General features: G+C 50.5%; 23 protein-coding genes. 6 read left to right on the top strand and 17 right to left on the bottom strand.

Features of this window, described 5'->3' with window-relative positions; genetic code table 11:
* The first annotated feature begins 3 nt into the window (after window positions 1-3).
* Both AC3QL0_RS15590 and lpdA read left to right on the top strand, forming a co-directional pair.
* Window positions 4-1,269, top strand: coding sequence for a pyruvate dehydrogenase complex dihydrolipoamide acetyltransferase (locus AC3QL0_RS15590; RefSeq protein WP_493009294.1), 1,266 nt, complete (start codon window positions 4-6; stop codon window positions 1,267-1,269).
* 8 nt (window positions 1,270-1,277) lie between these two features.
* A complete protein-coding gene (gene lpdA / locus AC3QL0_RS15595; RefSeq protein ID WP_493009295.1) occupies window positions 1,278-2,687 on the top strand; it encodes a dihydrolipoyl dehydrogenase in 1,410 nt (469 codons plus the stop codon).
* Here lpdA and AC3QL0_RS15600 read toward each other — a convergent pair.
* Together AC3QL0_RS15600 and AC3QL0_RS15605 are read right to left on the bottom strand one after the other, a co-directional pair.
* Window positions 2,684-4,402 carry an FUSC family protein gene (locus AC3QL0_RS15600; RefSeq protein ID WP_493009296.1) on the bottom strand — a complete coding sequence of 573 codons (1,719 nt, stop codon included), beginning with the start codon at window positions 4,400-4,402 and terminating at the stop codon, window positions 2,684-2,686. The two genes, lpdA and AC3QL0_RS15600, sit on opposite strands and share 4 nt — an antisense overlap.
* Window positions 4,399-4,863, bottom strand: a complete 465-nt coding sequence (locus tag AC3QL0_RS15605; RefSeq protein ID WP_493009297.1) for a MarR family winged helix-turn-helix transcriptional regulator — start codon at window positions 4,861-4,863, stop codon at window positions 4,399-4,401. The genes AC3QL0_RS15600 and AC3QL0_RS15605 overlap by 4 nt, the downstream gene beginning before the upstream one ends.
* A 123-nt stretch (window positions 4,864-4,986) precedes the next feature.
* Between AC3QL0_RS15605 and AC3QL0_RS15610 the strand changes: the two genes are divergently transcribed.
* The gene (locus tag AC3QL0_RS15610) at window positions 4,987-5,331 is read left to right on the top strand and encodes a DMT family protein (RefSeq protein ID WP_493009298.1); all 345 of its coding nucleotides are present in this window, start codon (window positions 4,987-4,989) and stop codon (window positions 5,329-5,331) included.
* Window positions 5,332-5,337: 6 nt separating this feature from the next.
* On the opposite strand, the gene AC3QL0_RS15615 is transcribed toward AC3QL0_RS15610, so the two are convergent.
* The 5 genes from AC3QL0_RS15615 to AC3QL0_RS15635 form a co-directional block, all read right to left on the bottom strand.
* Window positions 5,338-5,868, bottom strand: a complete 531-nt coding sequence (locus AC3QL0_RS15615) for a chromate transporter (RefSeq protein ID WP_493009299.1) — start codon at window positions 5,866-5,868, stop codon at window positions 5,338-5,340.
* 2 nt (window positions 5,869-5,870) lie between these two features.
* Window positions 5,871-6,437, bottom strand: a complete 567-nt coding sequence (locus AC3QL0_RS15620; RefSeq protein ID WP_493009300.1) for a chromate transporter — start codon at window positions 6,435-6,437, stop codon at window positions 5,871-5,873.
* On the bottom strand, window positions 6,421-7,650 hold the full coding sequence (locus AC3QL0_RS15625) for an MFS transporter (protein WP_493009301.1): 1,230 nt from the start codon (window positions 7,648-7,650) through the stop codon (window positions 6,421-6,423). The genes AC3QL0_RS15620 and AC3QL0_RS15625 overlap by 17 nt, the downstream gene beginning before the upstream one ends.
* A 25-nt stretch (window positions 7,651-7,675) precedes the next feature.
* Window positions 7,676-8,902, bottom strand: coding sequence for a TIGR03862 family flavoprotein (locus tag AC3QL0_RS15630; RefSeq protein ID WP_493009302.1), 1,227 nt, complete (start codon window positions 8,900-8,902; stop codon window positions 7,676-7,678).
* 83 nt (window positions 8,903-8,985) lie between these two features.
* Window positions 8,986-10,062 carry a saccharopine dehydrogenase family protein gene (locus AC3QL0_RS15635; protein ID WP_493009303.1) on the bottom strand — a complete coding sequence of 359 codons (1,077 nt, stop codon included), beginning with the start codon at window positions 10,060-10,062 and terminating at the stop codon, window positions 8,986-8,988.
* Between the two features lie 129 nt (window positions 10,063-10,191).
* Between AC3QL0_RS15635 and AC3QL0_RS15640 the strand changes: the two genes are divergently transcribed.
* On the top strand, window positions 10,192-10,656 hold the full coding sequence (locus tag AC3QL0_RS15640; RefSeq protein WP_493009304.1) for an Lrp/AsnC family transcriptional regulator: 465 nt from the start codon (window positions 10,192-10,194) through the stop codon (window positions 10,654-10,656).
* Between the two features lie 3 nt (window positions 10,657-10,659).
* Here AC3QL0_RS15640 and AC3QL0_RS15645 read toward each other — a convergent pair whose 3' ends face one another.
* From AC3QL0_RS15645 to pap, 5 genes are all read right to left on the bottom strand, one after another.
* A complete protein-coding gene (locus tag AC3QL0_RS15645; RefSeq protein ID WP_493009305.1) occupies window positions 10,660-12,855 on the bottom strand; it encodes a 3'-5' exonuclease in 2,196 nt (731 codons plus the stop codon).
* Between the two features lie 5 nt (window positions 12,856-12,860).
* Window positions 12,861-13,586: a SapC family protein gene (locus AC3QL0_RS15650; RefSeq protein WP_493009306.1), complete on the bottom strand. Its 726-nt coding sequence runs from the start codon at window positions 13,584-13,586 to the stop codon at window positions 12,861-12,863.
* Between the two features lie 134 nt (window positions 13,587-13,720).
* Complete coding sequence (locus tag AC3QL0_RS15655; RefSeq protein WP_493009307.1) at window positions 13,721-14,977, bottom strand: Wzz/FepE/Etk N-terminal domain-containing protein; 1,257 nt, start codon at window positions 14,975-14,977, stop codon at window positions 13,721-13,723.
* A 345-nt stretch (window positions 14,978-15,322) separates the two neighbouring features.
* Complete coding sequence (locus AC3QL0_RS15660) at window positions 15,323-16,600, bottom strand: Wzz/FepE/Etk N-terminal domain-containing protein (protein WP_493009308.1); 1,278 nt, start codon at window positions 16,598-16,600, stop codon at window positions 15,323-15,325.
* 108 nt (window positions 16,601-16,708) lie between these two features.
* Window positions 16,709-18,232, bottom strand: coding sequence for a polyphosphate:AMP phosphotransferase (gene pap / locus AC3QL0_RS15665; protein WP_493009309.1), 1,524 nt, complete (start codon window positions 18,230-18,232; stop codon window positions 16,709-16,711).
* A gap of 62 nt (window positions 18,233-18,294) precedes the next feature.
* On the opposite strand from pap, the gene epsC reads away from it, so the two are divergent.
* Both epsC and ubiM read left to right on the top strand, forming a co-directional pair.
* Window positions 18,295-19,224 carry a serine O-acetyltransferase EpsC gene (epsC, locus tag AC3QL0_RS15670; protein ID WP_493009310.1) on the top strand — a complete coding sequence of 310 codons (930 nt, stop codon included), beginning with the start codon at window positions 18,295-18,297 and terminating at the stop codon, window positions 19,222-19,224.
* Window positions 19,225-19,450: 226 nt separating this feature from the next.
* Complete coding sequence (gene ubiM, locus AC3QL0_RS15675) at window positions 19,451-20,617, top strand: 5-demethoxyubiquinol-8 5-hydroxylase UbiM (RefSeq protein ID WP_493009311.1); 1,167 nt, start codon at window positions 19,451-19,453, stop codon at window positions 20,615-20,617.
* Between the two features lie 107 nt (window positions 20,618-20,724).
* On the opposite strand, the gene AC3QL0_RS15680 is transcribed toward ubiM, so the two are convergent.
* The 5 genes from AC3QL0_RS15680 to lipB all read right to left on the bottom strand — a co-directional run bounded on the left by AC3QL0_RS15680 (window position 20,725) and on the right by lipB (window position 26,564).
* Window positions 20,725-22,098 (bottom strand): nucleobase:cation symporter-2 family protein, encoded by a 1,374-nt coding sequence (locus AC3QL0_RS15680; RefSeq protein WP_493009312.1) that lies wholly within the window; start codon window positions 22,096-22,098, stop codon window positions 20,725-20,727.
* A gap of 90 nt (window positions 22,099-22,188) precedes the next feature.
* Window positions 22,189-23,229, bottom strand: coding sequence for a linear amide C-N hydrolase (locus AC3QL0_RS15685; RefSeq protein ID WP_493011010.1), 1,041 nt, complete (start codon window positions 23,227-23,229; stop codon window positions 22,189-22,191).
* Window positions 23,230-23,350: 121 nt separating this feature from the next.
* On the bottom strand, window positions 23,351-24,115 hold the full coding sequence (locus AC3QL0_RS15690; protein WP_493009313.1) for an SDR family oxidoreductase: 765 nt from the start codon (window positions 24,113-24,115) through the stop codon (window positions 23,351-23,353).
* Window positions 24,116-24,786: 671 nt separating this feature from the next.
* Complete coding sequence (lipA, locus tag AC3QL0_RS15695; RefSeq protein WP_430221242.1) at window positions 24,787-25,794, bottom strand: lipoyl synthase; 1,008 nt, start codon at window positions 25,792-25,794, stop codon at window positions 24,787-24,789.
* 95 nt (window positions 25,795-25,889) lie between these two features.
* Window positions 25,890-26,564 (bottom strand): lipoyl(octanoyl) transferase LipB, encoded by a 675-nt coding sequence (gene lipB, locus AC3QL0_RS15700; RefSeq protein ID WP_493011011.1) that lies wholly within the window; start codon window positions 26,562-26,564, stop codon window positions 25,890-25,892.
* Window positions 26,565-26,577 lie beyond the last annotated feature (13 nt).

The raw sequence follows: 26,577 nt of genomic DNA on the forward strand, positions 1-26,577 counted from the left end.
GCCATGGCTACCCTTATAACCATGCCCGGCGTTGCTGCCGGCAATGACACTGCTCAAATCTTGAGCTGGTTGAAAAAAGAAGGTGAAGCCGTCAACCTGAATGACGAGCTTTTGGAAGTAGAAACCGACAAAGCGGTTGTTGAAGTAGCATCCGAAGCCTCGGGCACCTTGGCACGTATTTTGGTGCCTGCGGGTCAGTCTGCGGAGGTGGGTGCGCCCATCGCCGTTATCTTGGCCGCTGGTGAGGGCGATGCTGAACTGCAAACTGCCTTGGCAGATATTCCGCAAGCTGCGGCGGCTGCCCCCGCTGTAGTCGAGCCTACCGCTACCGCCACAGCCACTGCGACGCCTGCCGCTGCACCCGTCGCCCCCGCGAGCAATGTCGCTGCTGCAGCCCATACAGGTCGCATCTTTGCTAGCCCCTTGGCTCGCAGACTGGCGCTAGAAGCCGGCCTGAATTTGGCCACTATCAACGGCAGTGGCCCACATGGTCGCATCATTAAAAATGATGTACTGAAAGCACAAGCTCAACCAGCACCTGCTGTGGCTAGCCCAGTCGCTGCTGCACCAGTTGCTGCCGCCAGCAATGCGGCCTACACCGCGCAACCACACAGCGCAATGCGCCGTACTATTGCTAGACGCCTAACAGAAAGCAAATCCACCGTACCGCACTTCTACTTGCAAGCAGAGTGCCGTGTGGATGCCCTACTGGCTCTACGTGCGCAAATCAACCAAACGGCTAGCCAGAAAGTTTCGGTCAATGACCTGATCGTCAAAGCCGTCGCCGTCAGCTTGCAAGCCATGCCAGAGATGAACGTCAGTTGGACAGACGAGGCATTACTGCAGTATCACGATGTGGATATCTCAGTGGCTGTGTCTACCGATTCTGGCTTGATTACCCCGGTGGTACGTAACGCCAACAATCTGTCGTTGTCCGCATTAAGCCAAAACGTACGTCAACTGGCAGAACGTGCTCGCGATGGCAAATTGCAACCACACGAATACCAAGGCGGCAGCTTCACCATCAGCAACTTGGGCATGTACGGGGTACAAAACTTTGCTGCCATCATCAACCCACCACAAGCCGCCATTCTGGCAGTGGGTGCTGCAGAGCGCCGCGTGATTGCCGAAGGTGATGATATGGTGATTGCACAAATGCTAAGCATGACGCTGTCGGTAGACCACCGCGCGATTGATGGTGCCTTAGCTGCACGGTGGTTGGCCCGCTTCAAAGAAACATTGGAAGCACCACTTTCCATTCTGATTTAAGGCCAGCCATGACTACCTCAACATTTGATGTCACCATCATTGGTGGTGGCCCTGGCGGTTACGTGGCTGCCATTCGTGCTGCGCAATTAGGTTTACGCACTGCCTTGGTAGAAAAAGAACACCTAGGCGGCATCTGCTTAAACTGGGGTTGTATCCCCACAAAAGCCTTGTTGCGCTCTGCCGATGTGCTGCGTTTGATTCGTGACTCTGCCAGCTTTGGCATTCAGTGTGCTGCACCTACCGTAGACTTGGCGGCCATCGTCAAACGCTCGCGCGGCATTTCAGCGCAATTGCAGCGCGGTGTAAAACACCTGATGCAGAAAAATGGCGTACAAGTTTTTAACGGCCACGGCAAATTGGGCGCCCCCGCCGCATCGGGGCTAAACATTGTGGTGGAACAAACCGACGGCAGCACCCAGTCGCTGCACACTAAAGACCTCATCCTAGCAACGGGTGCTCGTGCTCGCACGTTACCCATGTTCCCTGTAGACGGCCAATCGGTGTGGAGCTACAAAGAGGCCCTAGTGCCTACGTCGGTACCTAAATCACTCACTATCATTGGTGCAGGTGTTATTGGTATTGAGTTTGCTAGTTTCTACCGCGCACTAGGTTCTGAAGTACACGTCGTAGAAATGAGCGATCGCATTCTGGCTTCTGAAGATAGCGAAGTATCCCAACACGTAGCTAAAGCCTTACAACGTGATGGCATACAACTGCACTTAGGTTGCCGTATCAAAGACGCCAAAAAGCAAGGCCAAGGCTGGACACTACAATTAGAAGGCGTTGCTGGTGCAAAAACCTTGCAAGCCGATGTAGTGTTAGTCGCCGCAGGTATTGTGGGTAATACCGAAAACCTGGGCTTAGAAAGCTATGCCGTGAAAGTGGAAAACACCCACATCATTACGCAAGATTTCAGTGCCACTGGCCACCCCCATATCTACGCCATTGGTGACGTAGCCGGTGCACCGTGGTTGGCTCACAAAGCCTCACACGAGGCCGTTATTTGTGTGGAACACATTGCGGGGCTAAAACCGCACCCCTTAAATGCAGACCGCATTCCTGCCTGCATTTACAGCCACCCACAAGTCGCCCACGTTGGCCTAACAGAAGAGCAAGCTAAAGCCAGTGGTCGTACACTGCGCATCGGTAAGTTCCCTCTAGCCGCCAACGGTAAAGCCCTAGCAATGGGCTCGTCTGACGGTTTCATCAAAGTAATTTTTGATGACCAAAGCGGTGAACTACTGGGTGCCCACATGGTGGGTGATGAAGTGACCGAACTCATCCAAGGCTATGGCATTGCTATGCAGTTGGAAACCACTGAAGCAGAACTGATGCAAACCGTGTTTGCACACCCTACTTTGTCGGAATCCATGCATGAAGCGGTGCTAGACGCTTACCAACGCGCGTTGCACCACTAACGCGCAGTAGGTGCAGCCAGCACCGCTAACGCTTGTTCCACTTTAGCGTTATCCAGTGCTGCGCTGCCCTGCCAATTGGCTTGCAACTGCTGCAACGCCGTTGTCAGTACAACAGAGTTGGCCTTGCCCGATAGCAATAACGAGCGCACCGCCATCGCACTACTATGCTGCTCTGATGTAGCAGATGTCTCCTGCAGCAATAGCGTCAAATGCTGCTGCAATAACCCTAACGCTTTCACACTGTACCCCCACGCCAAAGCATGGCCGGAAGGCGTTGCTGTTTCCACAGTCTGATAACGCGCCAACTTCAATACACCCAAACTCAGTTGGGCATACCACTCAGCTTTATGCACCTCGTTTAAGGGTTCAGCCGCTTGCTTTAACAAGGTACGGCGTACTTTGGTACGCAAGGTAGCAATCTGCGTTGTGCTGTTAGCGGGGAAAATCAGCCAAAATGCCACCATCGCCATGACTGGCCCCAGCACCACCGCAATACCGGCCTGCCACGCATGTGTCCAATCACCTACTAATGGCCAACCCGGTTGCACCAACAGCAAAAGCACCATATTGAAGTCGAAGCCCCTAGGCCCTGCCCCAACGCGGTGACCAAAGAACAATCCACCTATCAAAATAAACGGCATCAAACTCAGGATTTGCGTGACCTCGCTGCCCATATACGGCCAGACCAACCACCGGCATACCCATGCCGCCCCTACCCCTAGCGCCTGCCCTATCACTACTTGTTTCAACAACGGCAACGGCTGCGCCACAGTGGAAAACACAGACACCATAATGGCTGTTCCCACCAGCATGAAAGCACCCATTTCTATACCGCTGAGTAACCAGGCAGCACTGGCTAACGCCATCATCAAAAATGATCGAAACGCCGATCTACATGCCTCACGTGTGTCGTAATAGGCGGCCACTTCACGCGGCATAAACTGGCTATTAATACGCGATGCATCACTACTCAGTAACGCTTGCACCAGCGCGACTATTTGCCCACGCCAACGGCGTACACGTAGTCGTAGGCTCCACGACCCCGCCACCTGCGTTTCTAGGCTTTCTTCCATTAGTGCCAGTTGGCGCAAAATATGCCGTTTCTTTTCTTCCAGCTCAGGCATGGTTTGGCCTGCAGCCTGCTCGGCCCGCAACACCTGTTCGGTTTCTCTCACCAAGCCTTTAAAGCGTTTGGGGATACTCACGGCGTTAGCCAACGGTGCAAACCACCAGCCCACCAACAGCGCAATTAACACCCCTAGCGATACGGTGAAGATACGGTCTATACCAATGGCAAAAATCGACGAAAAATGCGTGCTTTTTAGTAGTGTCACCATGACAGCGGTATAGCCTGACAGCATAGCGCCATACGAGATAAAGCCGCGTATGCGATTGCCAGCCCATGTGCATAACCCTATCCATACGGCTAAACCAAAGGTCAGCCACACTAGGTTGCCATCAGTCAGCAATAACAGCAGCATGCCAAACACACCACCCACTAAGGTACCTAGCAATCGGAATACACTTTTTTCCGCCAACTGACCGCGCCACGGTTGTGATCCCGCCCATACTGTCATGCCTGACCATTGCGGGTGCTCTAACCCCAACAACCACGCAATCACCACCGCCGCACACGCTGCCAACGCTGTGCGCCCCGCAAAGGCCATACGTGGTTCGTCAAAACCCCATTTACTTAAGCCACGCGTCCAACTCATACCGTATCTGCCTTGCCTTCTTGCAAGGTACGTATGTTGGCGTCTATATGTTCCAGCATGGCGCTGAACTTTTCTATCTGCTCGTCACTCAAGCCAGCCAGCATCTCGTTTTCGGCGACAAATAAGCGCTTTTGCAAGGGGGCTAATGCCGTTTTACCCTGTTCGGTGAGGTACAGCAGCTTGCTACGTCTATCGGTTTCATCGGCACGTCGCTCTACCAGTGACTTGCTCACCAACACATCAATCAAACGCACCAAGGTAGACGCATCCAGATCTAATCTGGCCGCTAAGTCTTTCTGCGAAATGCCGCCACCACTGCGCTCAATGTGCACCAACGGACGCCATGTTGCATCTGTTAGACCAGCTTGCGCCAAGCTGCTGTCTACGCCTGCTCGCCACCGACGAGAAACGCCTACAAACATCATGCCGAAACGTTCTCTGGCGCTAGATTTCGTACTCATAAATTAGATGATATTAAAATGATTTGAATACCAAGTATATACAACCATCTGTAAACAACGCTAGCCCACATCGCCTATACAGTTCGTGTATGCTGCCTTTTCTTCTACTATTTCTTAAACGCCATGATGCAGAAATTCCTGCCCGTACTGTTACTGGTTTGTTCTAACGTGTTCATGACCATCGCGTGGTATGGGCATTTAAAATTCCCCCACAGCCCTATCGTGAAGGTGATTCTGATCAGTTGGGCGATTGCCTTAGTAGAGTATTGTTTAGCCGTGCCTGCCAACCGTTTAGGGCATACGGTGTATTCCGCCGCTGAGCTTAAAACCATGCAAGAGGTTATTACCTTGGTAGTGTTTGCAGTGTTTTCTGTGCTGTACCTAAAAGAAAGCCTGACCATCAATCATGCTGTAGGCTTTGCCCTTATTTGCGCCGGTGCATTTTTTGTTTTCAAAGGTCCGCTGTAAGCACTGTCACAACAACGGTACAACAACAGCGAACACCAACCCACCTGCACCTAGCAAGACAAACGGGTTCACTCGTCCAGACAGCAGCAACACAGTACTGCCTAACGCTACCGCCCACGCTAACTCTTTATGAGTGCTAGCATCCAAAATAGTACCGACGGCGGCAAACACCATGCCCGCCGCAATGGGCACTAAGCCTTTTTCTAATGCACGTACCCATCGTTTGTCCGCATGACGTTGCCATACCCGCACAATGGCATACATTAATAATGCCGAAGGCAAAAAGATCGCTATCCCAGCTACCCATGCCCCCCAAAAACCACCAACTTCCCAACCTATTACAGCAACTAACAAGCTTTTGGGGCCAGGTGCTAAACGTGACAATGCAAAAGCGTCTAAGAACTCTTGATCCGTTAACCAACCTTGCTGAGTGACCACTTGTTCGTGAATGGCCGGAATAACGCTTTGCCCCCCTCCGATAGTCAACAGTGACAGAGGAAGAAACACCCGTAACAACGCTAGCAGCAATAACCACATAGTCAGTCCTCTAGCGTGTAATAGGCATACCAAACAGATAATGGTGAGGCGATAAGAATCACTAACACCAAGTTGATTTGCCACACGTAAATAGCGGTAAATACGGCAAGCATTAACAGCAAACCAACTTTATCTGGCATGACACGCTTGGCAGCATGTACACCCATTTCCAATGACAACCCTGTGGCCGCAGCCGCAATTCCCGCCATTACTACAGGCACCCAGCTAATGGCTTTCATTGTGCCGTATAGCTGCGCCAATACCAAAATCAGCAGCAAAGCAGGCACCACCATGCCTACGGCGCTCCAGAAAGCACCTGCCCCACCACGTAATCGGTAGCCCACCCAAATGGCGAGATTCACCACATTTAAACCGGGTAGAGCTTGCGATAATGCTAGCCCGCTCAAGAACTCATCACGCGTTAACCATGCACGTTTTAGTACAAAATCACGCATCATCCAGCCGCTAACGCCGCCCCCAAAACTGGTTAACGATATGCGGGTAAAGATCCAGAACAATAGCCATAATGAAGGGCGATCAGGGGCATTATCGTTAGGCCGCAGCGGCATCCGCAGCCCTCCGACGTTGCCAGGCTTTCTCTTGACGCCAAGCAAGCCACAACACAATCAGGCCACTGAACGACAGTGCTGCTCCCGCCCATGCGGTAGATTGCAACCCAAAGCCCGCATCAATCACCACACCACCTAACCACGCACCCAACGCATTAGCGAAATTAAAGGCAGAATGATTCAGGGATGCGGCTAGAGTTTGCGCATTCGCCGCCACATCCATCAAGCGCACTTGCAGTATCGTGCCCAGTGCACCAATGGTGCCAACGGTAAAAATACCGATAAACAACGTCACGTTATGACGCATCATCAGCGGGAACATCAGTAATAAGCACAGCCCCCATAACAAGATGGCACCTGCACCTCGGAATAACCAACGGTCAGCCGCCCAACCGCCTATGTAATTCGCCACAATCATGCCCGCACCAAACACCGATAGTGCTAAAGGCACAACCTGGGTGGGCAAACCAGCTCCCTCGGTCACAATGGGGGCGATATAGCTCATCACCGCAAACATACCGCCACACCCAATGCCACCTATGGCCAGCGTCATCCACACACGCGGATTACGTAACGCGCTGAGTTCTTGGCGTGCAGAGCTGTGTATTTCAGGTAAATCACGGGGTACAAAACGGCAAATTAAATAAATAGTTAGCACGGCAATTGCGCCCACCAAGGCGAACGGCCATCGCCAGCCTGCCCACTGGCCTAACCAAATTGCAATGGGATTCCCCACCAACGCCGCGACGGTTAACCCCATCATCACCCGCCCCACGGCATAGCCGCGTCGGTAGGGCTCCACCATAGACGCTGCAATCAATGCCGCCACACCAAAGTAGGCACCATGCGGTAAGCCGCTCAAGAACCTGAACAGCATTAACCAGTTAAATGTGGGAGCCAACGCGCTGGCAAAGTTCGTGATGGCATACATCACCATCAAGCTGATGGCTAACCAGATACGAGGCAGTCTAGCTCCCCAGACCGACAATATGGGTGCACCTATCACCACCCCTAACGCGTAGGCGCTGATTAACCTACCGGCCTGCGGCTCGGTCATCTGGTGGTATTGCGCCACCTCGGGCAAGATGCCCATGATGGCAAATTCACCCGTACCAATACCAAAGCCACCTGCGGCCAAGGCGATTAACGCCAGCCACAGCGTAACCCCCGTAACGGGTCTGTACTGTACGGTTTCTAAAGGTTTTGCTGACATAAAACTTGTACTCCTGCGTTGTTGTTTACGCTGACGGCGACACCAACCAACGCATTACACCTTCTGCTGCCACTTTGCCGCTGGCAAAACTGGCGGTGAGTAAATAGCCACCTGTGGGAGCATCCCAATCCAACATTTCACCGGCACAAAATACACCGGGCAGATGACGCAACATCAAGTTGTCGTCCAGATTGGTAGCTGCTACGCCACCAGCGGTACTAATGGCTTCGTCCATCGCTTGCAGCCCTGTTGCTCGCAACGGCAAACTTTTGATGGTACGCGCCAAACGCTGCGGGTTCTCAAACTCGTCCCTGGGTAGCACTTCATACAACAAGCCCAGCTTCACGCCTTTTAGCCCCAACTGACGTTGTAAGAAGGTAGACCACGAACGACCTGAGCGCGTAGCGCTCACAGCTTTTTCCACCGCAGACAACTCACGATCTGGGGTTAAATCCACCGCAAAATCCACATAACCTTGGTTGCGCAATAAGGTACGTAGGTTTGCCGATAAGGCATACACCAAGCCGCCCTCAACGCCAGTCTCGGTAATCATGATTTCGCCACGTCGCCAGCTTGATTGCCCCGCTGTCTGCATAGCAACAGTTTTCACCGCCTGCCCTGCAAAACGTTCAGCAAAATGGTTGCTCCACGGTACGACAATGCCGCCGTTAGACGGCTCTAATGCCGTCATCTGCACACCCCGATCACCTAACCACTGCATCCATGCTGCATCACTGCCCAAGCGCGACCAACTGCCGCCACCTAAGGCCAGAATCACAGCTGGCGCGTGTAATGTCACCTCACCTTTAGGGGTGTCAAAACACAGTTGCCCATCATCATTCCACCCTGTGCAGCGATGACGGGTATGCAATTGCAAGCCTTGGCTACGCAAGCGATGCAACCAAGCACGCAACAGCGGAGCAGCTTTCATTTCCTTGGGGAACACACGACCAGACGATCCCACAAAAGTTTCAGCCCCCAACACGTCCGCCCACTGCCGTAACGCTGTCGCATCTAAGCGTTCCAGCCACGGTGCTACCTGGGCGGCAGACTCACCATATCGAGAAAGGAAAAGGGGAGCGGCTTCGCTGTGTGTCAGATTCAACCCGCCCTTACCCGCCAGTAGAAACTTGCGCCCCACCGACGGCATGGCGTCATATAACGAAACCTGTACACCTGCTTGAAGCAAGGTTTCAGCTGCCATCAGACCGGCTGGGCCTGCTCCAATGATGCTGACCGAATGCGTGACCATACTTGCACTACATAAAAAATGCCGCGACCTGCGACTACATCGCATTATATCGCGGCACGTGGTCTCGCTGTGGCGTGAGTCGTTTACTGTTGGTAAGGACGCGCAAAGTCGTTAGCGAGGAAATCCTTCAGTGCAATGGCCTCTTGGCCCACAAAACCAGACTGTGGCAACTTACCCTGACGGAATAAATCCACTGCCACACATAGGCCAGAAGTGGTGGTTTGCTGAATCGCACTTTCATACCCAAACGAGGTTTGTGCCGAATGCACACAACGCATCAGCTTCTGTTCTTGCAATACACCGTGCTTACGCCCGGATGCCGACACAACCACCAACACCATATCATCATAGGTACGTGGAATGGCCTTCATCAACAACGCTTTCAGCTCATCAGGTTGCGTGCGCAGTTGCAAGTCATCGAGCAAGAACTGCATATAGTTGTGATGCCCTGGGTAGCGTATGGATTTGTAATCCAGATTCTGGGCTTTACCTTTCAGCGTACTGCATAACGTACCCAATCCGCCTGAAGTATTAAAAGCCTCATACAACACGCCATCGGCATGCAAATTTTCCAACCCTTCCATAGGCATCACAGATACCGGCTCACCATCACGTAACGCCTCACACGGGTGGCGGTATTCGTTAATCAGCCCATCAATGCTCCACGTCAGGTTGTACATCAGCTTATTGTCTGGATTACGCGGCAATGCTCCCACACGTAGTTTCAAATGATGCACCTCATCAAACTCAGCCGCTAACGAGTGAGCTGCCACCCCAACGAAACCGGGCGCCAAACCGCACTGCGGCATCAGCACCGTACGCGCACTCTTGCCCAAGGCCATCATGTGCTGCGTCGCCTGTACGTCTTCGGTTAAATCAAAATAATGGCGGCCATGTTTCACTGCTGCTGCAGATACCTGTTTAGCCATGTGAAAAGGTAGAGCGTTAATCACCGTCTGCGCATCGGTGTCGCGTAACAGCGCATCCAACGCTTGCGCATCACCCAGATTCACAACTTGCGTTGCTATCCCTTGCTTGGCGACCTGCTGTAAGGCCTCTGCCTGCTGATCCACTACCGTTAATTGATAGTACCCAGAATGCGAGAGGTGATGAGCAATAGATTGGCCAATATGGCCGGCACCCAGCAACACTATTTTCATACACTGCCTCCTATGTGAATAGAAACAGTCTACGAATTTTGCTCTGCTATCCCAAGATCACTTTTATCGTCTTTTTGACCTGATTACGTCATAATGACGAAAAAACTCGTCATTATGACCAAAACTCTCATGAACGATTTTCGCTATTCCGAATTAGACAGTTTAGATAGACAACTGATCGCCGCCCTACAAATCAATGCGCGTGAGTCTGTCGCCAGTTTGGCGCGTACATTAGGGGTAGCGCGCACCACCATTTTGTCGCGTATTCAGCGTCTGGAAAAACAAGGCGTGATCCACGGCTATACCGTGCAATTAGCCGCTCCCTTCCATGAGCAAGGTTTACAAGCCTATGCCGGTATTATCGTGAAACCCAAGTTGGGGAATCAGGTACTACGACAGCTCAGCCAAATTCCTGAGGTGGAGTCCGCCGCTACCGTGAGTGGTGAGTTTGATTTGATGATCTGGCTACGCGCCCGCAGCACCGAAGAGCTAGACCTCTTGCTAGATACCATCGGTGCATTAGAAGGTGTGGTGCGTACCCACAGCGCTATTGTGCTGGCACGCAAGTTCGACCGCCGTCACCAGCATCGCTAAGTATTAGTTAGGCAACCAGCGCACAAACAAGCGGTGATCTTTACCTGCTGGCACATACCAAACTTTGCCTGCTGGGTCCCACATGGCTCCCAAGGCTTTAGCCTCATCTTTCTCGGCATAGGGCACCGCCAAGACCAAACGGCCATCTTTAGTAGGCTGTGGCTCTCTAAAGCTAGGCGCTGCTTGGCGAGTCACCGCTTGATAGGGGCGTGCTTGTTGGCGTTGCTGGTTCTGGCGCAGGGCCTCGTTAGCTCGCTGATCTACCTGTGTTAAACCTAGTCTGGCGACAAACGGACTTTGACTGGCCACCTCTTTCGGCACAATCAAACTCAACTGTTGTTGTGTTCGTGTGATGGCCACATAAAATAGGTTTTCCTCTTCCTGCGTCACTGCACCCTCAGCCGGAAACTCGCCCTGCTCCAACCACGGCAACAACACATGCGGGTATTCTTTACCTTTGGATTGCGCCACGCATTCCAACACCACCGCCTGGTCACCGCGTCGCTCAGGGGCAGAACCCGCCGTCCCTAACCAATCGTATAAAGCCTTTAATGACCAGTTGTGCTGTTCAGCAATAGCAATCAAGCCCTGTATAGATTTTTGTATCACACGGGCTTGTTCTTCATGCACAAACAACCGTCTAGCTACCATCTGCAAATCTAAGGCTTCGCACACCTGGTGCAATACGCTGGCTGCATTGGCTTCAGCCCCTTCCTTCGCTAGCAGCTCTATCGCCATACGCATGCGCTGCGCCGACATTTCAGGTGCAGTACGCTCAATCTGCCCATGGAAAAACGAATGCAGTAGTTCGGGGTACTCGGCGATCTCGGCTTGTGCTTGTTCTAGCGTGTGGTCATCCATGCTCAGCTCAGCAAAAAATGCCAGAGCCGCAACAATGTCGCCTCGTCTAGTGGTGTTTGGCACCGTTTCCAATGCGCCAATTGATAAGGCCAACAGCCCTTGAATGAACAGTATTTCTCGACGCTGCAAGTACGAGGTAAAACCTTGAATACGATACGGCACACCGGCTTGTAGCAAGGCGTTTTCCAGCACTACCGATTGGTGCGTGTCGCGCAATAAGATGGCACAGCTATTTAGCCCATGCCCCAACCCTACCCATTTACGCACTGCCCGTAGTGTTGCTTGTGCGGCAGCCTGCGGCTCATGGTGGTTGTACAAGCTTAGCTCTACGCCTGTGTGCTCAGACAGTGCCGAGCTCACTACTTTGTTTTTGAAATGCTCTACCGCAAAGGCCAGATGCGGGCCATGGCGGTACGTTTGCGTCAACGGCAGCGAACGTGTTGTCGGGTATCTATCCCTAAACCGTTCCAATAAGAAAGCCTCATCTGCACCCGCTGCACGGTGAATCACCTGGTCTTTATCACCTGCCCCCACGAAGAACACATCGCCCTTATCCAAGAGTGCACACAGCACCTGAAACGCCGACTCGTTCATGTCGTGCAATTCATCGGCAACGATTAGTCTGCATGTAGGTAGATAATCGTGCCAGAACTCCTCTTCTTGCAAATTCTTAGCCAGATCATAGGTAGCATCTTGCACACTGCGGAACATCACACCGTCGTAGCGACTATTGCGCAGTGCTTCAAACTCATGCGCACACAAATAATCGGTCAACGTAGTTTGTGCGTGTATTGCTCTGTCTTCCGCATCCAAACTTGCATCATCGCTTTCCAGTAGCATGCTGGCTTTTAAGCGTTGCTGACATTCCAAAAACTGACTTACCGCCACATGGTGCGTACGTATATCCAGATACTCATAACGCTGCGCGTATCTATTGCTCACCTGTTCCAGCGCTTGCAACACATAAGGGCGCAACGCAGCAGCATCCTCAATACGTGGCACCGATACCTGCTCACCTTTGAGCAAGATTTGCTCGGAAAACTGCTCAAAGGTTTGTACGGGAATCTGTCTGGCACGAGCAGGCGCCACACCTATTTCAAGTAAGCGCTGTCGCAACACTTGGCGCGCTTCTTCAGTAAACACCAACGCCAACAAACTAGAGGGAGCAGCCCCCCACGCCAACGCTTCTGCCAACCGTAACGCCAATGTTGTGGTTTTGGCAGCACCCGCATTCGCATGCACCAAGCACACCCTCCACCGCGCCGCCTGAATAGCACGCTGCTCGGCGGTAGGCTCAATACTGAGCGGATGAAAACGTGGGCTGCCCTCTGTGCGCATAATGTTTAATGCTGCAAACGTCGTTCTGCTCGACGCGCCAACGTTTGTATACGGTTCAACGACAGCTTGTGCTGTTCAATCAAACGCAAGAACCCATTGTGGAACATCTCAACAATGCGTTGGTCATCCAAATCGTTATAACCTTTGTCATCGACCACCCAGAAACCACCCAAGGTCTTATCTGGGCCCAACTCATCGCTTACCGTAATTTGTTGTGGTATCAGTAAACCCAACTGATGCAGTCGGTTTACAAACTGTTGAGTCGCGGCCATTTCGTTTTGATAAGCACGCAAGAAGCTCATGACTTGCTGCAGGTACTCAGTAGCTTCACCATCCTCAAAACACGCTACGCCTTCGGCATGACGTAACCCAGCGTAATCAGCATCCACCTGCACAGCCAACGCTTGGTCGTCCTCTGACGTGCCCAACATAAAGGGGTAACGGCGTACAAATGCCGGTACATAGGTTTCTGCTTCCCAGCGACCAGCGTTATCCACAAACAAGTTGCTATCAGGCTCCAAACCCGTCAATGCCATGGCATAAAACAGTTGATCAGCGCCTTGCACAAACACAATAGGATAATGCCCCGCCGCTGCACCAAACTCACTAATGCTCAACGGCATCACGTGCATGGAGCGCGCAAAAGCAAAATGGTCGTCTAGGGTTTTGATCTTCAGATCGGGGTGCTGATCTACATTCAAGGTCAGCAAATTGGAATATAAAGCGCTCATTCAGTCGTCTCTGGCAAACCCTGCTTACCGCAAAGCTATCACTAATCGTTAAACCTCTAGTGTAGCGATTTTTGGCGCATAAAAAACCCCGGAGCCACATCATACGGTTCCGGGGTTTTTATCATTTACTACGCTTACGTTTTTTGGGTAGAGAGCACCAAACTACGTACTAGCGCTACCATCACACCTAGAATCAAGCCGCCTATCAAAGCTAACAACACGATCAATGCGCGTTGTGGTTTCACTGGTTTCAGCGGCTCTACTGCAGACTGATCCAACCTTACCAAACGTATATCACTCAAATCCACACGTAAGCTTTCTAGGCCTGCAATTTCAGAGCGTATCTCAGCTTGTGCTTTCAAGAACACTTGCTCGTTCTCACGAGACTCCAGCATTTCAATATGGCGGTTGTTCTTCAGCAGCTCTAACTCTTTAAATATCTCAGCAATACGTGGTGCTTCAAAGTCGTCAGTCTCACGAGCCAACAGCGTTTCACGCTCCGCACGTAATGCGCGGGTACCCAAGAAATACAGCGGCTCTTCTTGTCCGGCTACACCTGTACTGATAACACTCGTTGCAGCACGTGACGGCGACATAATCTGCGACATGCCTAATAAAGTGGTCGGATTTTCTATGCCCAGTTTCTGTGCAATCTCAATGGCTTCGTTTAACGCCGCCAAACGGTTTTGACGTTGTATTTTCAGCTCTAGACGCAACGCTACCAACTCGTCTTCCAACTGCTGACGTTTCAGCATATCCAGTTCTTTCAAGTTTTCAATCTGCGACTCAATGGATGCATCATAGGCCACTTTTGCAGCACGCAGCTTACGCTGTAACTGCTCTATGCGGTTGGTGATCAGCACATCAATGTTTTGTTTGACGCGATCTTGCCCTTTTTGCAGCACGAAACGCACTAATTCGTTCAGAATTTTTGCACCTTCCAAACCTGACGGGTACGTCATTTCCAACCCTACGAACACATTGGTTTGTGTTGCGCCCTTAGGCGGAATAGGTGGCCACAACACCTTGAAGGCTTCATCGTTGAATTGTGCAAAGGCCTGTTCGGCTGTTAGACCGCCCTGCTTCAGCTTCGCGAAAAGATCAGGGTGCTCCTCAAAGAACTCTTGGCGCAGACTATACGACTCAAGCTCTTGACCCACCATTTCTAGGGCCGCGGCACCATCCAACTCCATCAACCCCAATGAGTTCAACCGATCCAAGTCTTTGAGCTGAGCAATTCGCAGAACACTCTTCACTTGATACTGTGGAGTTACGAGAAAGGCATACAATGCTGCACACACTGTCACAGCGAGAGTTATTACCAAGATTAATAAGCGCTGTTTCCATATCGCGCTAAATAATCCCAGCAAATCAATTTCATCTGTAGCCATACCGTTATTCGGCTGCTTTGTGTTGTGCTCACTCACTGTGCGTGTATACCTGAAACTTGTTATATGGGATGTAACCTACCGCATTGTTCTTTTTATAGTACATTGCGAAAGTATAAACGAATATATTTAACAAGGTTACGAATCATCTCGTTACCTTATAGACAATCATATTTTATGAACTGTAACGAACATCGCAATTTTAAATGGCTAATCAACGGACAAAACCATCCCTTCTTTATTTTTTACAATTGCAAATAATAACCATTCTCATATTTTCCGCTATAAAAAACCCTCTACCTCAAAGAGGTAAAGGGCTACCTAGCGAACCGCTGTAAACTAATATACTTACCGCTGTCGCAGTAGGCTACGCCCTAGTGCAACGCTCACGCCAAGTATCCCACCCAGTACCACGCTCAACAATAAAATCAGAAGGCGTTTAGGACGTACAGGTGCTACAGGTTCTACGGCCAACTGGTCGAAACGTACCAAACGCAAATTACCCAAGTCAGCTTTTAGTTCTTGCAACCTCGCAATATCTGAACGAATTTGAGAATTAGATTCTAAGAAAAGTTTTTCGTTATCACGTGCCAATAACATTTCCACTCTTCTATTATTTTTCAATAACTCTAATTCTTTATATATTTGCGCAATACGTGGTTCCATAAAATCATCAGACTCACGCACACTTAATATTTCTTTTTCAGCCAATAATGCTCTAGTTCCCATAAAATATAATGGATCTTTATTTTGAGCATTAATTTCTGTACGAATAACATTAGTGTTTAATCGCTGCTGTTGTTCTTGAGAAAGACTTGCTAACGTAGTTGGATTTTTAATTCCCAATTCTGTAGCAATATAAATGGCTTCGTTGAGTTTTTCTAGTCTATTCAAGCGCTGATTTTTTAACTCTAGTCGCAGTGCACTCAGCTCATCCTCGAGTTCATTTTGCTTGAGTATGTCTTGTTCACGCAGTTGTGCGACCTCCATCTCTACTGCTGCCTGGTAGCCCACCAAGGCAGTATTCAGTTGTCGCTCAAGACGTTCAATACGGTTATCTGCCAGCGCTGAGACATCGGACTTCACACGCTCTTGCTCTTGCGTATGCACATAAGACACTAAATTATTAAGGATTACTGGCCCATCCAGCCCTTCCGAGTACTCCATCACAATCTCTACGTAGCGGCTACGCTGCTGCCCATCTTTCAGTTGCTGCTCAGAACGTGTGACTTTGAAGGCATCCTCGTTGAACACATCAAATGACTGTTCTAACGAGCGAATAGGACTTTCCAGAGCTTTAAACAGCTCAGGGTTCTCACGGAAGAAGTCTAGTCGTGTGCTGTAAGACTCTAACTCGTTTCCTATCTGCTGTAATGCTACTTCCCTATCTAAAGAATACAGATCCAACAAATTTAAACGGTCTAAATCTCGTAGCTCAGCTACGCGTAGCACACTTTTTGCTTGGTATACCGGAGTCGCAACACTCACATATACCACTGCCAAGGAAAATACCACTGCCATAATCCCAGCAATCAATTTCCACTGCTGTCCCAAAGACCGAATTAATTCTGATAAGTCTATTTCTGTGGTGTTCTCTTTTTGATTTAAATAATTTTTAGTATTCACAACACTCTAGTCATTCAGGAAAAATGGGTAAAAAGTAAATTATACCTATTTATCTTGATTCATTCTGTAAGGCCATCGAAATCTTTACACTAATTTCTTACTAATTCCTTACAGGATCTCACTACTTTGTTGTGGAACCGGCGGCTCACTATAAAAAACCTCTTGTTTATCCAAGCCTTCCAGCATTAATACAATGTGTTTTAGCACCTCTACACGCGCGTAACGTTTGTCGTCTGCAGGAACCACATACCACGGTGCCAACATGGTATTGGTGTGTGTCAGCATGTCTTCAGTAGCTGTATGGTAGGCCGACCACTTCTTGCGATTGCGCCAGTCTTCCTCGGTAATCTTATATTGCTTAAAAGGAGAATCTTCTCGCTCTTGGAAGCGGCGCAACTGCTCCCCTTTGGATACTGCCAGCCAGAACTTAATCACTACCGTGCCATTGGCCACCATTTGTGACTCAAAGCTATTAATCTCGTCGTATGCCTGACGCCAGCGTGTAGGACTGATTAACTTCTCTACCCGCTCTACCAATACCCGCCCATACCAAGAACGGTCAAAAATGGCTACATGCCCATGACGAGGCAACGAGCGCCAGAATCGCCATAGATACGGACGAGCCAACTCTTCAGTGGAGGGTGCTGCAATAGGGTGTACTGCATAAGTACGCACATCTAAGGCTTCCGTGACACGACGTATCGCGCCCCCTTTACCAGCAGCATCCTGCCCCTCAAAGGCCAACACTAAGGAGCGATCTTTAAAACTATCGCTACGTACCACTTGGGCTAAACGCCCTTGCCAATGACTTAATTGCTCAGCATAGTTATCTTTTTTCAGTTGTGTGCGGTAATTCACCCCACTCAATGTGGCTTTGTGCGCTGCCATCGGCAAAGCAGGTGCCTCATCCAAATGAATGGCTTGCCCCAGCGGCTGTTGCAATGCATGCAACACGACTTCAGCGGTGCGCACAGCACGTAAGTTGTCATCCGCGCTGGGCACAATTACCCACGGTGCGTAGCTACGCGTGGTGAGCTCTAACGTGGTTTGTGCAGCATGGCGTAACCGCTCGAACTTCTTCTGCACTTTCAGATCAGCTTTGGTCACCCGCCAGGCGGTGGCAGGGTCAGCTAATAAACGTTGAGTACGCTCATACTGCGCTTGTTTGGACAAGTGGTACCACAGCTTCACCACCTGTACATTTTCTGCTGCCAACATGGCTTCAAAACGGTTGATCAATGTGGAGTACAACATGATTTTGTCGTGATCTGGGCGCTTACGTACGGCCTCACTCAGCAACGAGGCATACCATGAGCCAAACACCAACCCTATACTGCCCTTGGCAGGTAAATCACGCCAATACCGCCACATCGCCGGACGCATGGCCTCACCGGAAGTCAACTTACCGTAGGCTAAGGTATGCACATATCGAGGATCCAACCATGTGTTTAACTGGTTGATGGCACTCCCCTTACCGGCACCATCTATACCGGCCACCACGATCAGCAAGCTTTGTTTTTGTTCATGCAGACGACGATACTGCTGATGCTGCAAGGCGGTACGTAGTTCAGCAATGCGCTGTTGCGCCTCTTCTTTGCTTAAACAAGGGTCGGTTTCTGCATCTTCGAACATGGGGGGCTTCCTGAATGAGTGCACAAGACACATAATATACACATGTCATTTTAGGTATGTATATGAACTCCAGATCCAACCCCGCTCAGCGTGCCAGCCTTGCCCACTCTCATTGGGGAGTTGAGAACATTGTGGCGGCATTGCGTGAGTCTCGTGAAGTTACCCATAAAATTCGCTACTTGGGCCGTGTGCGTGAGTTACCTTCTCGTGAAGCCGTACAAGGCATCATCAAAGGCTTATCTGCAGCAATGTTTCCTACACACTACGGTCACGCCGATCTTACGGCTGAAACCATTGATTATTACGTAGGCACTACCCTCAGTTCCACACTGGCCATTTTGGTAGAGCAAGTTCGACGTGCACTCTGTTTTGTGCCAGGTCGTGAGAGCTGTGATGACGACAGCATAGAACAAGAAGCCATTGCCATTACGCGCGAATTCGCTGCCGAGCTGCCTGCGGTACGTGCATTGTTAGTCAGCGACATACGTGCCGCCTACCAAGGTGACCCTGCTGCAGGCAGCACCTCCGAAGTTCTACTGTGCTACCCCGGTGTGACCGCCACCATTGCTCATCGCATAGCGCACCCCTTGTACAAACGCGGCGTGCCTTTGTTGGCGCGTTTAATTACTGAGATTGCCCATTCACAAACCGGTATAGACATACATCCTGGTGCACACATTGGCGAAAGCTTCTTTATTGACCACGGTACAGGTGTAGTCATTGGTGAAACCGCCATTATTGGCCGTAATGTACGTCTGTATCAGCAGGTCACACTGGGTGCTAAACGCTTCCCTGTGTCAGACGACGGCTCCTTAGTCAAAGGTAATCCACGTCACCCTATAGTAGAAGACGACGTAGTAATTTACGCCGGCGCCACCATTCTGGGCCGCGTCACCATCGGTCGCGGTTCTGTCATTGGCGGTAACGTCTGGCTAACACGCGACGTACCACCAGAAAGCCAGGTTTCACAGGTGCAGTGCGCACAGGTATAAACGGGCTAGCTTCTCTACTCACGTAGATCCGCACTAGGCGTTATACAAGGGCAACCTTGATAACGCCTGTGCTTTATCTATCATCTGCAGTCACCAACACGACATTGCCGCAGTACTCCCTGCCGCTCCTTCCCCGTTCCACATCTCTTAGCGCAGATCAAAGCCACGACACGCCCTACCCCCTAGAATGGCTGAGACTGACTTCACACTATAAAGGTATGGTGACATGAATGTAGACGTAACCATTGTCGGGGCAGGGCCGACAGGATTGTGCTTGGCCTACACACTGGCTCGCGCAGGCATGGACGTGGCAGTACTGGAACGACAACCACGCGCAGCACTGGCGGAACCCGCATTTGACGGACGTGAAATTGCGCTGACCCACGAATCTCAACGCTTGTTGCAAGACTGGGGGCTATGGGAGCATTTTCCTGCTGAAGAGGTATCCGACTTACGTCACGCAAAAGTCTTGGATGGCCATGCACTCAAAGGCATGAACATTCGTTCTGACCTAAGCAAACAATCACAGTTGGGCTGGCTTATCCCCAACCACCTGATCCGTCAGGCTGCATTCAAACAATGTGCTACACAAGAGCATGTGCACATTCTGGATAGCATACAAATACGTCATACACGCACTCATTCACATGGTGCGGAAGTAGAACTAGAGGATGGCCGTACGATTAGTAGCCGTTTGCTCGTGGCTGCGGATAGCCGTTTTTCTGAAACCCGTAGAGCTCAAGGCATTCCCGCTCAAATGCATGACTACGGTAAGAGCATGATGGTGTTCAGGGTCAAACATGAAATCCCCCACGATCATGTGGCTTGGGAGTGGTTTGGCTATGGTCAAACGCGCGCGTTGCTGCCATTAAACGGCCAGCAAGCTTCTGTGGTACTAACCTTGCCCCACCATGCCATGCAGGCATTACAGCGTCTAGATGATGAGGCCTTTGATCAAGACATTAGCCAACGCTATGAGTATCAGTTGGGCTCTATGCAACGCATCAGTGAACGCAATGTATACCCACTAGTAGGTGCTTATGCCTTCCGTTTCCATAACCCACGTTTTGCCCTGATTGGTGATGCTGCCGTTGGCATGCACCCTGTTACCGCTCACGGCTTCAACCTAGGCGCACTCAGCGTCAAACATCTAAGCGAACGCGTAATCACTGCCTTCCAACAAGGTAAAGACATTGCCTCTGCTGAGCTGCTGCAAAGCTATACACATGCCCACAGACGCAGCAGCTTACCTTTGTACGCCGCCACAAACATGGTGATTGCGTTGTACACCAATGATTTAGCACCAGCTCGTTTCTTACGCAAAACAGTACTTAAAGCCGCTGATGCGCTGCAACCATTTAAGCGATTGGTTGCCTCTCAACTAACGGGCTAATCAGCATCACACGACCATTCTGACTAGCACATATAAAAACACCCCAAACACATCATCGCGTTTGGGGTATTTTTATCACTAACTACCGTTATAGCTACGCTATAGATTTACGCCTCTTTCTGAGTGCGATCAGGCAAGAACCAGTTCATCAATAGTGCACAAATACCGCCAGTGGCCACACCAGAACCCAGTACATTACGTACGCCTTCTGGCACATTTGCCAACAGCTCAGGTACTTCAGACACACCCAAGCCCAAGCCTAGGGATACCGCAATAATCAACAGAGAACGACGATCCAATGTGGTACCAGCCAAAATGTTGATCCCTGATGCGGCTACCGCACCAAACATCACCATTACTGCGCCACCCAACACTGGTTCAGGTACGGCTTGCAGTACGCCAGACACGACGGGGAACAAGCCCAGAATCACCAACATACCAGCAATCCAAATACCTACGTGACGGCTGGCCACGCCAGTTAGCTGAATCACGCCGTTATTCTGTGCAAACACAGAGCTTGGGAATGTGTTGAAAATACCGGCCAACAGCGAGTTCACACCGTTTACCAACACGCCACCCTTAATGCGCTGCATCCATACTGGACCCTCTACAGGCTCTTGGGAAATCTTACTGGTTGCCGTCACATCACCAATAGCTTCTAACGAAGTCACCAGATAAATCACAATCATAGGGATGAACAACCCCCACGAGAAATCCAAACCGAAGTGCAGTGGCACAGGGACTTGAAACGTAGCCGCTTTTTCTAAGCCACTAAAATCCAAACGCCCCAAGTAGGCCGCCATGGCATAGCCCACAGCCAATGCAATCACAATGGCTGCACTGCGCACCCACACCACTGGAATACGGTTCAACACAATGATGATAACCAGCACCGAGCACGACAGTAGCAAGTTTTCACCACTCGCAAAGCTGCCATTACCCATCGCACTATAACCGCCACCCATGCTGATAATGCCCACTTTAATTAGCGTCAAACCAATCAGCAGCACTACCGTACCCGTTACCAATGGGGTAATGAGCTTACGAATCACCGGCAAGATGCGCGATACACCAATCTCAATAAACGAGCCAGCAATCACTACACCAAAGATAGTCGCCATCACGGTTTCCACAGGTGTACCCTGCTTCACCATCAATGCACCACCTGCAATTAACGGGCCAACAAAATTGAAACTTGTACCCTGCACGATCAGCAAACCCGCACCAAATGGTCCGAAACGTTTGCTTTGTACATAGGTCGCAATCCCGGAGATCACCAAGGACATGGACAAGATCAAGTTCGTATCATGCGCCGAAACACCCAAGGCCTGACAAATCAGCAGACCGGGCGTCACAATGGGCACAATGATGGCTAATAAGTGTTGGAGTGCAGCGAAAAAACTGATCCAAGGACGGGGCTTGTCGTACGGACCGTACACAAGCTGCGTATCGTCAACCTGAGTGGATGTAGTGGGTTGCATGGCGATAGGGGCGCAAAAGCCATGATTCTACACCACACTATAGGGGTATTGGACGGCCCCACACGCGCATGGGGCCTAACCACAACAGGCTTATACGCCTAAAAACTGAAACGGCTTACTTTCTTTAAACTCAGCATTTACCATGCCGGAGTAAATCGTAGTCTGATCTGTGCCCAGCTCCAGCTTCAGCACTTTGCCGGTTTTTTCAGACAAATCGAACTTGCTCAGGTCTACCCAGAAAGTATTGGGAGTAAGGGCTGACTCAAAGAAGTAATGCAGACGTTTTTGGTCTGCTACGGTACGCCAGCGCGTAGACGAGATATTAGGTTGATCCGGTGTAGTAATACCGTAAGGCACCGACACGTTACGAATCACGCTAAACACACTAGCGATGGTTTCTCGCTGATTAGTGGTTTTAGGAATAGCATTCACATAGAACGACGCACGTGCAAAACGGTCTGCTGCACGGTTCGTACCTGGCAACATCACTGTGCCACCAATTTGCTCCCAGTATTCGTTCATCGCCAACTGCTTGTCATAGGTAGGCGAGTTAGTCATGACTTGGTATTCAGAGCCGTGGTGAATACGTTGTTTACCGTCAATGTATTCCACAATGGCGCTATCGCCGCTAGCATCAGAAATGGCCAAATGCAGTGTCGCCAAACGCTGCTCACCTGGCACGTTATCGGTAATCAGGGTGAAAGGCTCTTTTTCTAACTCAGCCACAGCTTCAGACACTGTCGCAAAGTTATCCAATACGTACTGAGCCCATGCAGCAATAGTCAGACCTGGCTTCCCGTCATCACGCACAGGGTACTCAGACTCCACCAACCACAGCACGCTGGCTGACAGGCCCGCTTCGTTCAAACCGTCAGTCGTCGAAATATCGTAGCCCGATGCGATCACGCTGCCATACTTAGACGTCCATTCCAACGAATTACTGCCCGCCTCACCAGAACGCTTCATCCCTTGAGGGAAAATCCACAAGTTAGTATCAATGGATGTTTTCCAATCCATAGAACGCGCTGTCACAATTTGATTGTCTGCACCGTGATACACCAATCGAGTACATGCGTGTGCTGCTTCAGAAAAGACAACAGGGCCAGCAACCAGAGCTGCCGTACACAGCATGGCCGATAAAGGTTTGCGTATCATGATGAAAACTCCTTGAGAAAGGTGGGATTGCGACAGATCATGCCACAATCCCCCTTCGTGTACATCAGAAAGTTACAGAGCGTTAAGCTTTACTCAATTATTGCGCGGTATAGCCGCCATCAATCACCAGCTCTGAACCGGTCATAAACTTGGACTCATCAGACGCCAAGTACAAAATACCATACGCAATATCATCTGCTTCACCCAAATGCCCAATAGGGTGCAGACTGACCAAACGCTTGTATTTTTCGGTTTGCTCACCATCCGACAAGCCTGCCACCATAGGTGTCCAGATATAGCCTGGGTGCACCGAGTTAATGCGAATGCCATAACCTGCTTGTGCGCAATGCAGCGCTGCCGATTTGGTGAAGATGCGTACCCCGCCCTTACTTGCGTTATAGGCTGCTAAACCAGGATCGCCAATCAAACCTTCGATAGACGACAGGTTCACAATCGAACCACCGCCGCTTTTGCGTAGGGCCTCAATACCGTACTTAGTACCTAAAAACACACCATCCAAATTAATTTCTTGTACTTTGCGCCATTCAGCAAGTGTAGTGTCTTCCACCGTTTTACCTAACGCAATACCCGCGTTGTTCACCACAATGTTCAACTTACCAAAGGCTTTAAAAGAAGCATCAATCGCTGCTTTCCACTGATCCTCGCTAGACGCATCGTGCTGCACAAAAATGGCCTCGCCACCTTGTGCCTTAATGCGCGCGACCACCTCTTCGCCCTCTTTCTGCTTCACATCCGTGACCACGACCTTCGCACCTTCACGAGCCAGCAATTCAGCCGTTGCACGACCAATGCCTAAAGCGCCCCCAGTTACCAATGCTACTTTTTCTGCTACGCGTCCCATAAGACTCTCCTAGAAAGGGTATTGGATAGTGATTGCTATCATGCCCCACAAACATGACAACATCTAGCGCCCTTAGAGCGCCAGCTCAGTAACGAGCTTCTACTTACACTGTAGACCATTTGAAGTTTGTAGTACTTGCTTACTATCAAGACGGTGAGCTTCTGGGGAATTCCCATGTTAGCGACTCTTCGCCTTCACTTCATCGCTTGCCATGGTCTTTGCTTTGGTCGCTGCTGGTAGGTAGCATTATTATGCTGCAGGAATGGATGCCGAGTAACGTTGTTAACACCTCTTTGCAGCGCCGCCACCCACACCAAAGCACAGCCCAAAAAGCACCACACTTTATCCACAGCCAGCTTCTAGAAACAGCACCTACAGAAAGGGCAGTAAATCCATCAACGATCAGAACCGTCGGGGGACGGAGAGGAAACTTTTTTGATTTGGTGTCTCAAATCACAAAAAGTATTCCTGCAGTCCCCAGCATGTGCGATGAATACAGCCTTTCTACGGCAACGTTCACGGCATAAATAAGTTATCAGCATTGACTGCAGAAGCTCACTGATCAACGACTATCTGCATGAGCCTGACGCCATAAACTCTGTATAACTTGCCCAAAAGAAAACCCCCAGCCAACGACTAGGGGTTTGAGAACTACTAGGTATCAGAGCCACTTAACCAGCCGCGTAAGCACCTGCTTGTTCTGCTTGCTGATCAGCATGGTAAGACGAACGCACCATCGCACCTACCGCCGCATGGGTAAAGCCCATTTCGTAGGCAGCTTCTTCAAAAGCCTTAAATTGCTCAGGTGTCACGTAGCGCATGACTGGCAAGTGGTGCTCAGACGGCTGCAAGTACTGCCCAATGGTCAACATATCAATATTGTGGGCACGCATGTCGCGCATTACTTCCAGAATTTCTTCGTCAGTCTCGCCCAAGCCCACCATCAAGCCAGATTTAGTAGGTACTGTTGGGCAACGATCTTTGAACTCTTTCAGCAGTTTCAACGAATGCAGATAGTCCGCACCAGGTCTGGCTTGTTTGTACAAACGAGGTACTGTTTCCAAGTTGTGGTTCATCACATCAGGAGGCGTCTCTTGCATGATATCCAAGGCTTTATCCAAACGGCCACGGAAGTCTGGCACCAATACCTCAATGGAGGTTTTGGGGGACTGCGTACGAATCTCGGTAATACACTCTGCAAAGTGAGCGGCACCACCATCACGCAAGTCGTCACGGTCTACCGATGTGATCACCACATACGACAAACGCATTTTGCCGATGGCGCTCGCCAAATTACGCGGCTCGTCTTGATCTAAGGGGTCTGGTCTACCGTGGCCCACATCACAAAACGGGCAACGACGGGTACATTTTTCGCCCATGATCATGAACGTCGCTGTACCTTTACCGAAGCACTCGCCAATGTTTGGACAGGTGGCTTCTTCACACACGCTAAATAGATTACTTTCGCGCAAGATTTTTTTAATATCGTGGAAGCGCGAATTAGGCGCAGCCGCTTTAACCCGAATCCACTCTGGTTTCTTCAAGCGCTCAACAGGCACGATTTTGATAGGGATACGTGATGTCTTGGCCTGTGCTGTCTGTTTAGCCGTAGGGTCGTACAGCTCTTCACGAGCACGCACCGTAGGTTTACGTTCAGCAGTGGTATCTAGGGTAGTCATAAAGCAAGCACCGCAAGGTATACAAAAGCAAAATTATGGGTTCTGCACGCACGTGCAAAACCAACTAAAAATCTAGGGTATCATGTTCGCCGCCCTCAGGCAGAGCAATACTCATGCTGCTTTGCGGCATCGGACAAGGCTTGTTGTAAAGTCGAAACGAGCAGTTCACTTACGTTGTCCGTATTCAGTTGCAAGCCACAGTGCTGTAGATCACTGGTTTGCAGCCCTTGATATCCACACGGATTAATCCCCAAAAAGGGATTCAAATCCATATTCACGTTTAAGGCTAAGCCATGGTAACTACAGCCATTGCGGATCTTCACGCCTAAAGCCGCTATTTTCACCAACTCATCTGGCAAAGCCACCACAGGGCTGACACAACTACCTGGTACATACACACCAGGAGCGCCCACTTTTCTACATGCTTGGTCCAAGCCTACCGACGTTAACACATCGATAATGGCTTGCTCCAGCATTGCTACATACGCTTTTACGTATAAGCCTATTCTGCGTAAGTCTATAAGGCAGTACACCACGACTTGCCCAGGCCCGTGATACGTCACCTGACCACCTCGGTCTGAACGCACCAACGGAATGCCTGCTGCATTTAAGACGTGGCTTTCCATACCAGCCTGCCCCAGCGTATAGACTGGGGCATGCTCTAGCACCCACAGCTCATCCGGTGTCTCTACCGTACGCTGCTCAGTAAAACGTCGCATGGCCTGCCATGTTTCGTTGTAACTGATATTCGTACCCAAATAGCGTATCACCGGCGTGAGCATA

Source organism: Paenalcaligenes sp. GW821-LYS-B07-1, assembly GCF_058803365.1.

Coding starts and splice junctions, on each gene's coding strand:
- AC3QL0_RS15690 (WP_493009313.1), bottom strand. CDS start 24,115: ATGGGACGCGTAGCAGAAAAAGTAGCATTGGTAACTGGGGGCGCTTTA.
- AC3QL0_RS15685 (WP_493011010.1), bottom strand. CDS start 23,229: ATGCTGTGTACGGCAGCTCTGGTTGCTGGCCCTGTTGTCTTTTCTGAA.
- AC3QL0_RS15590 (WP_493009294.1), top strand. CDS start 4: ATGGCTACCCTTATAACCATGCCCGGCGTTGCTGCCGGCAATGACACT.
- epsC (WP_493009310.1), top strand. CDS start 18,295: ATGAACTCCAGATCCAACCCCGCTCAGCGTGCCAGCCTTGCCCACTCT.
- AC3QL0_RS15605 (WP_493009297.1), bottom strand. CDS start 4,863: ATGAGTACGAAATCTAGCGCCAGAGAACGTTTCGGCATGATGTTTGTA.
- lpdA (WP_493009295.1), top strand. CDS start 1,278: ATGACTACCTCAACATTTGATGTCACCATCATTGGTGGTGGCCCTGGC.
- AC3QL0_RS15615 (WP_493009299.1), bottom strand. CDS start 5,868: ATGTGGTTATTGCTGCTAGCGTTGTTACGGGTGTTTCTTCCTCTGTCA.
- AC3QL0_RS15610 (WP_493009298.1), top strand. CDS start 4,987: ATGATGCAGAAATTCCTGCCCGTACTGTTACTGGTTTGTTCTAACGTG.
- AC3QL0_RS15680 (WP_493009312.1), bottom strand. CDS start 22,098: ATGCAACCCACTACATCCACTCAGGTTGACGATACGCAGCTTGTGTAC.
- AC3QL0_RS15645 (WP_493009305.1), bottom strand. CDS start 12,855: ATGCGCACAGAGGGCAGCCCACGTTTTCATCCGCTCAGTATTGAGCCT.
- lipA (WP_430221242.1), bottom strand. CDS start 25,794: ATGACTACCCTAGATACCACTGCTGAACGTAAACCTACGGTGCGTGCT.
- AC3QL0_RS15655 (WP_493009307.1), bottom strand. CDS start 14,977: ATGGCTACAGATGAAATTGATTTGCTGGGATTATTTAGCGCGATATGG.
- AC3QL0_RS15600 (WP_493009296.1), bottom strand. CDS start 4,402: ATGAGTTGGACGCGTGGCTTAAGTAAATGGGGTTTTGACGAACCACGT.
- ubiM (WP_493009311.1), top strand. CDS start 19,451: ATGAATGTAGACGTAACCATTGTCGGGGCAGGGCCGACAGGATTGTGC.
- AC3QL0_RS15620 (WP_493009300.1), bottom strand. CDS start 6,437: ATGCCGCTGCGGCCTAACGATAATGCCCCTGATCGCCCTTCATTATGG.
- AC3QL0_RS15625 (WP_493009301.1), bottom strand. CDS start 7,650: ATGTCAGCAAAACCTTTAGAAACCGTACAGTACAGACCCGTTACGGGG.
- AC3QL0_RS15630 (WP_493009302.1), bottom strand. CDS start 8,902: ATGGTCACGCATTCGGTCAGCATCATTGGAGCAGGCCCAGCCGGTCTG.
- AC3QL0_RS15650 (WP_493009306.1), bottom strand. CDS start 13,586: ATGAGCGCTTTATATTCCAATTTGCTGACCTTGAATGTAGATCAGCAC.
- AC3QL0_RS15640 (WP_493009304.1), top strand. CDS start 10,192: ATGAACGATTTTCGCTATTCCGAATTAGACAGTTTAGATAGACAACTG.
- AC3QL0_RS15635 (WP_493009303.1), bottom strand. CDS start 10,062: ATGAAAATAGTGTTGCTGGGTGCCGGCCATATTGGCCAATCTATTGCT.
- pap (WP_493009309.1), bottom strand. CDS start 18,232: ATGTTCGAAGATGCAGAAACCGACCCTTGTTTAAGCAAAGAAGAGGCG.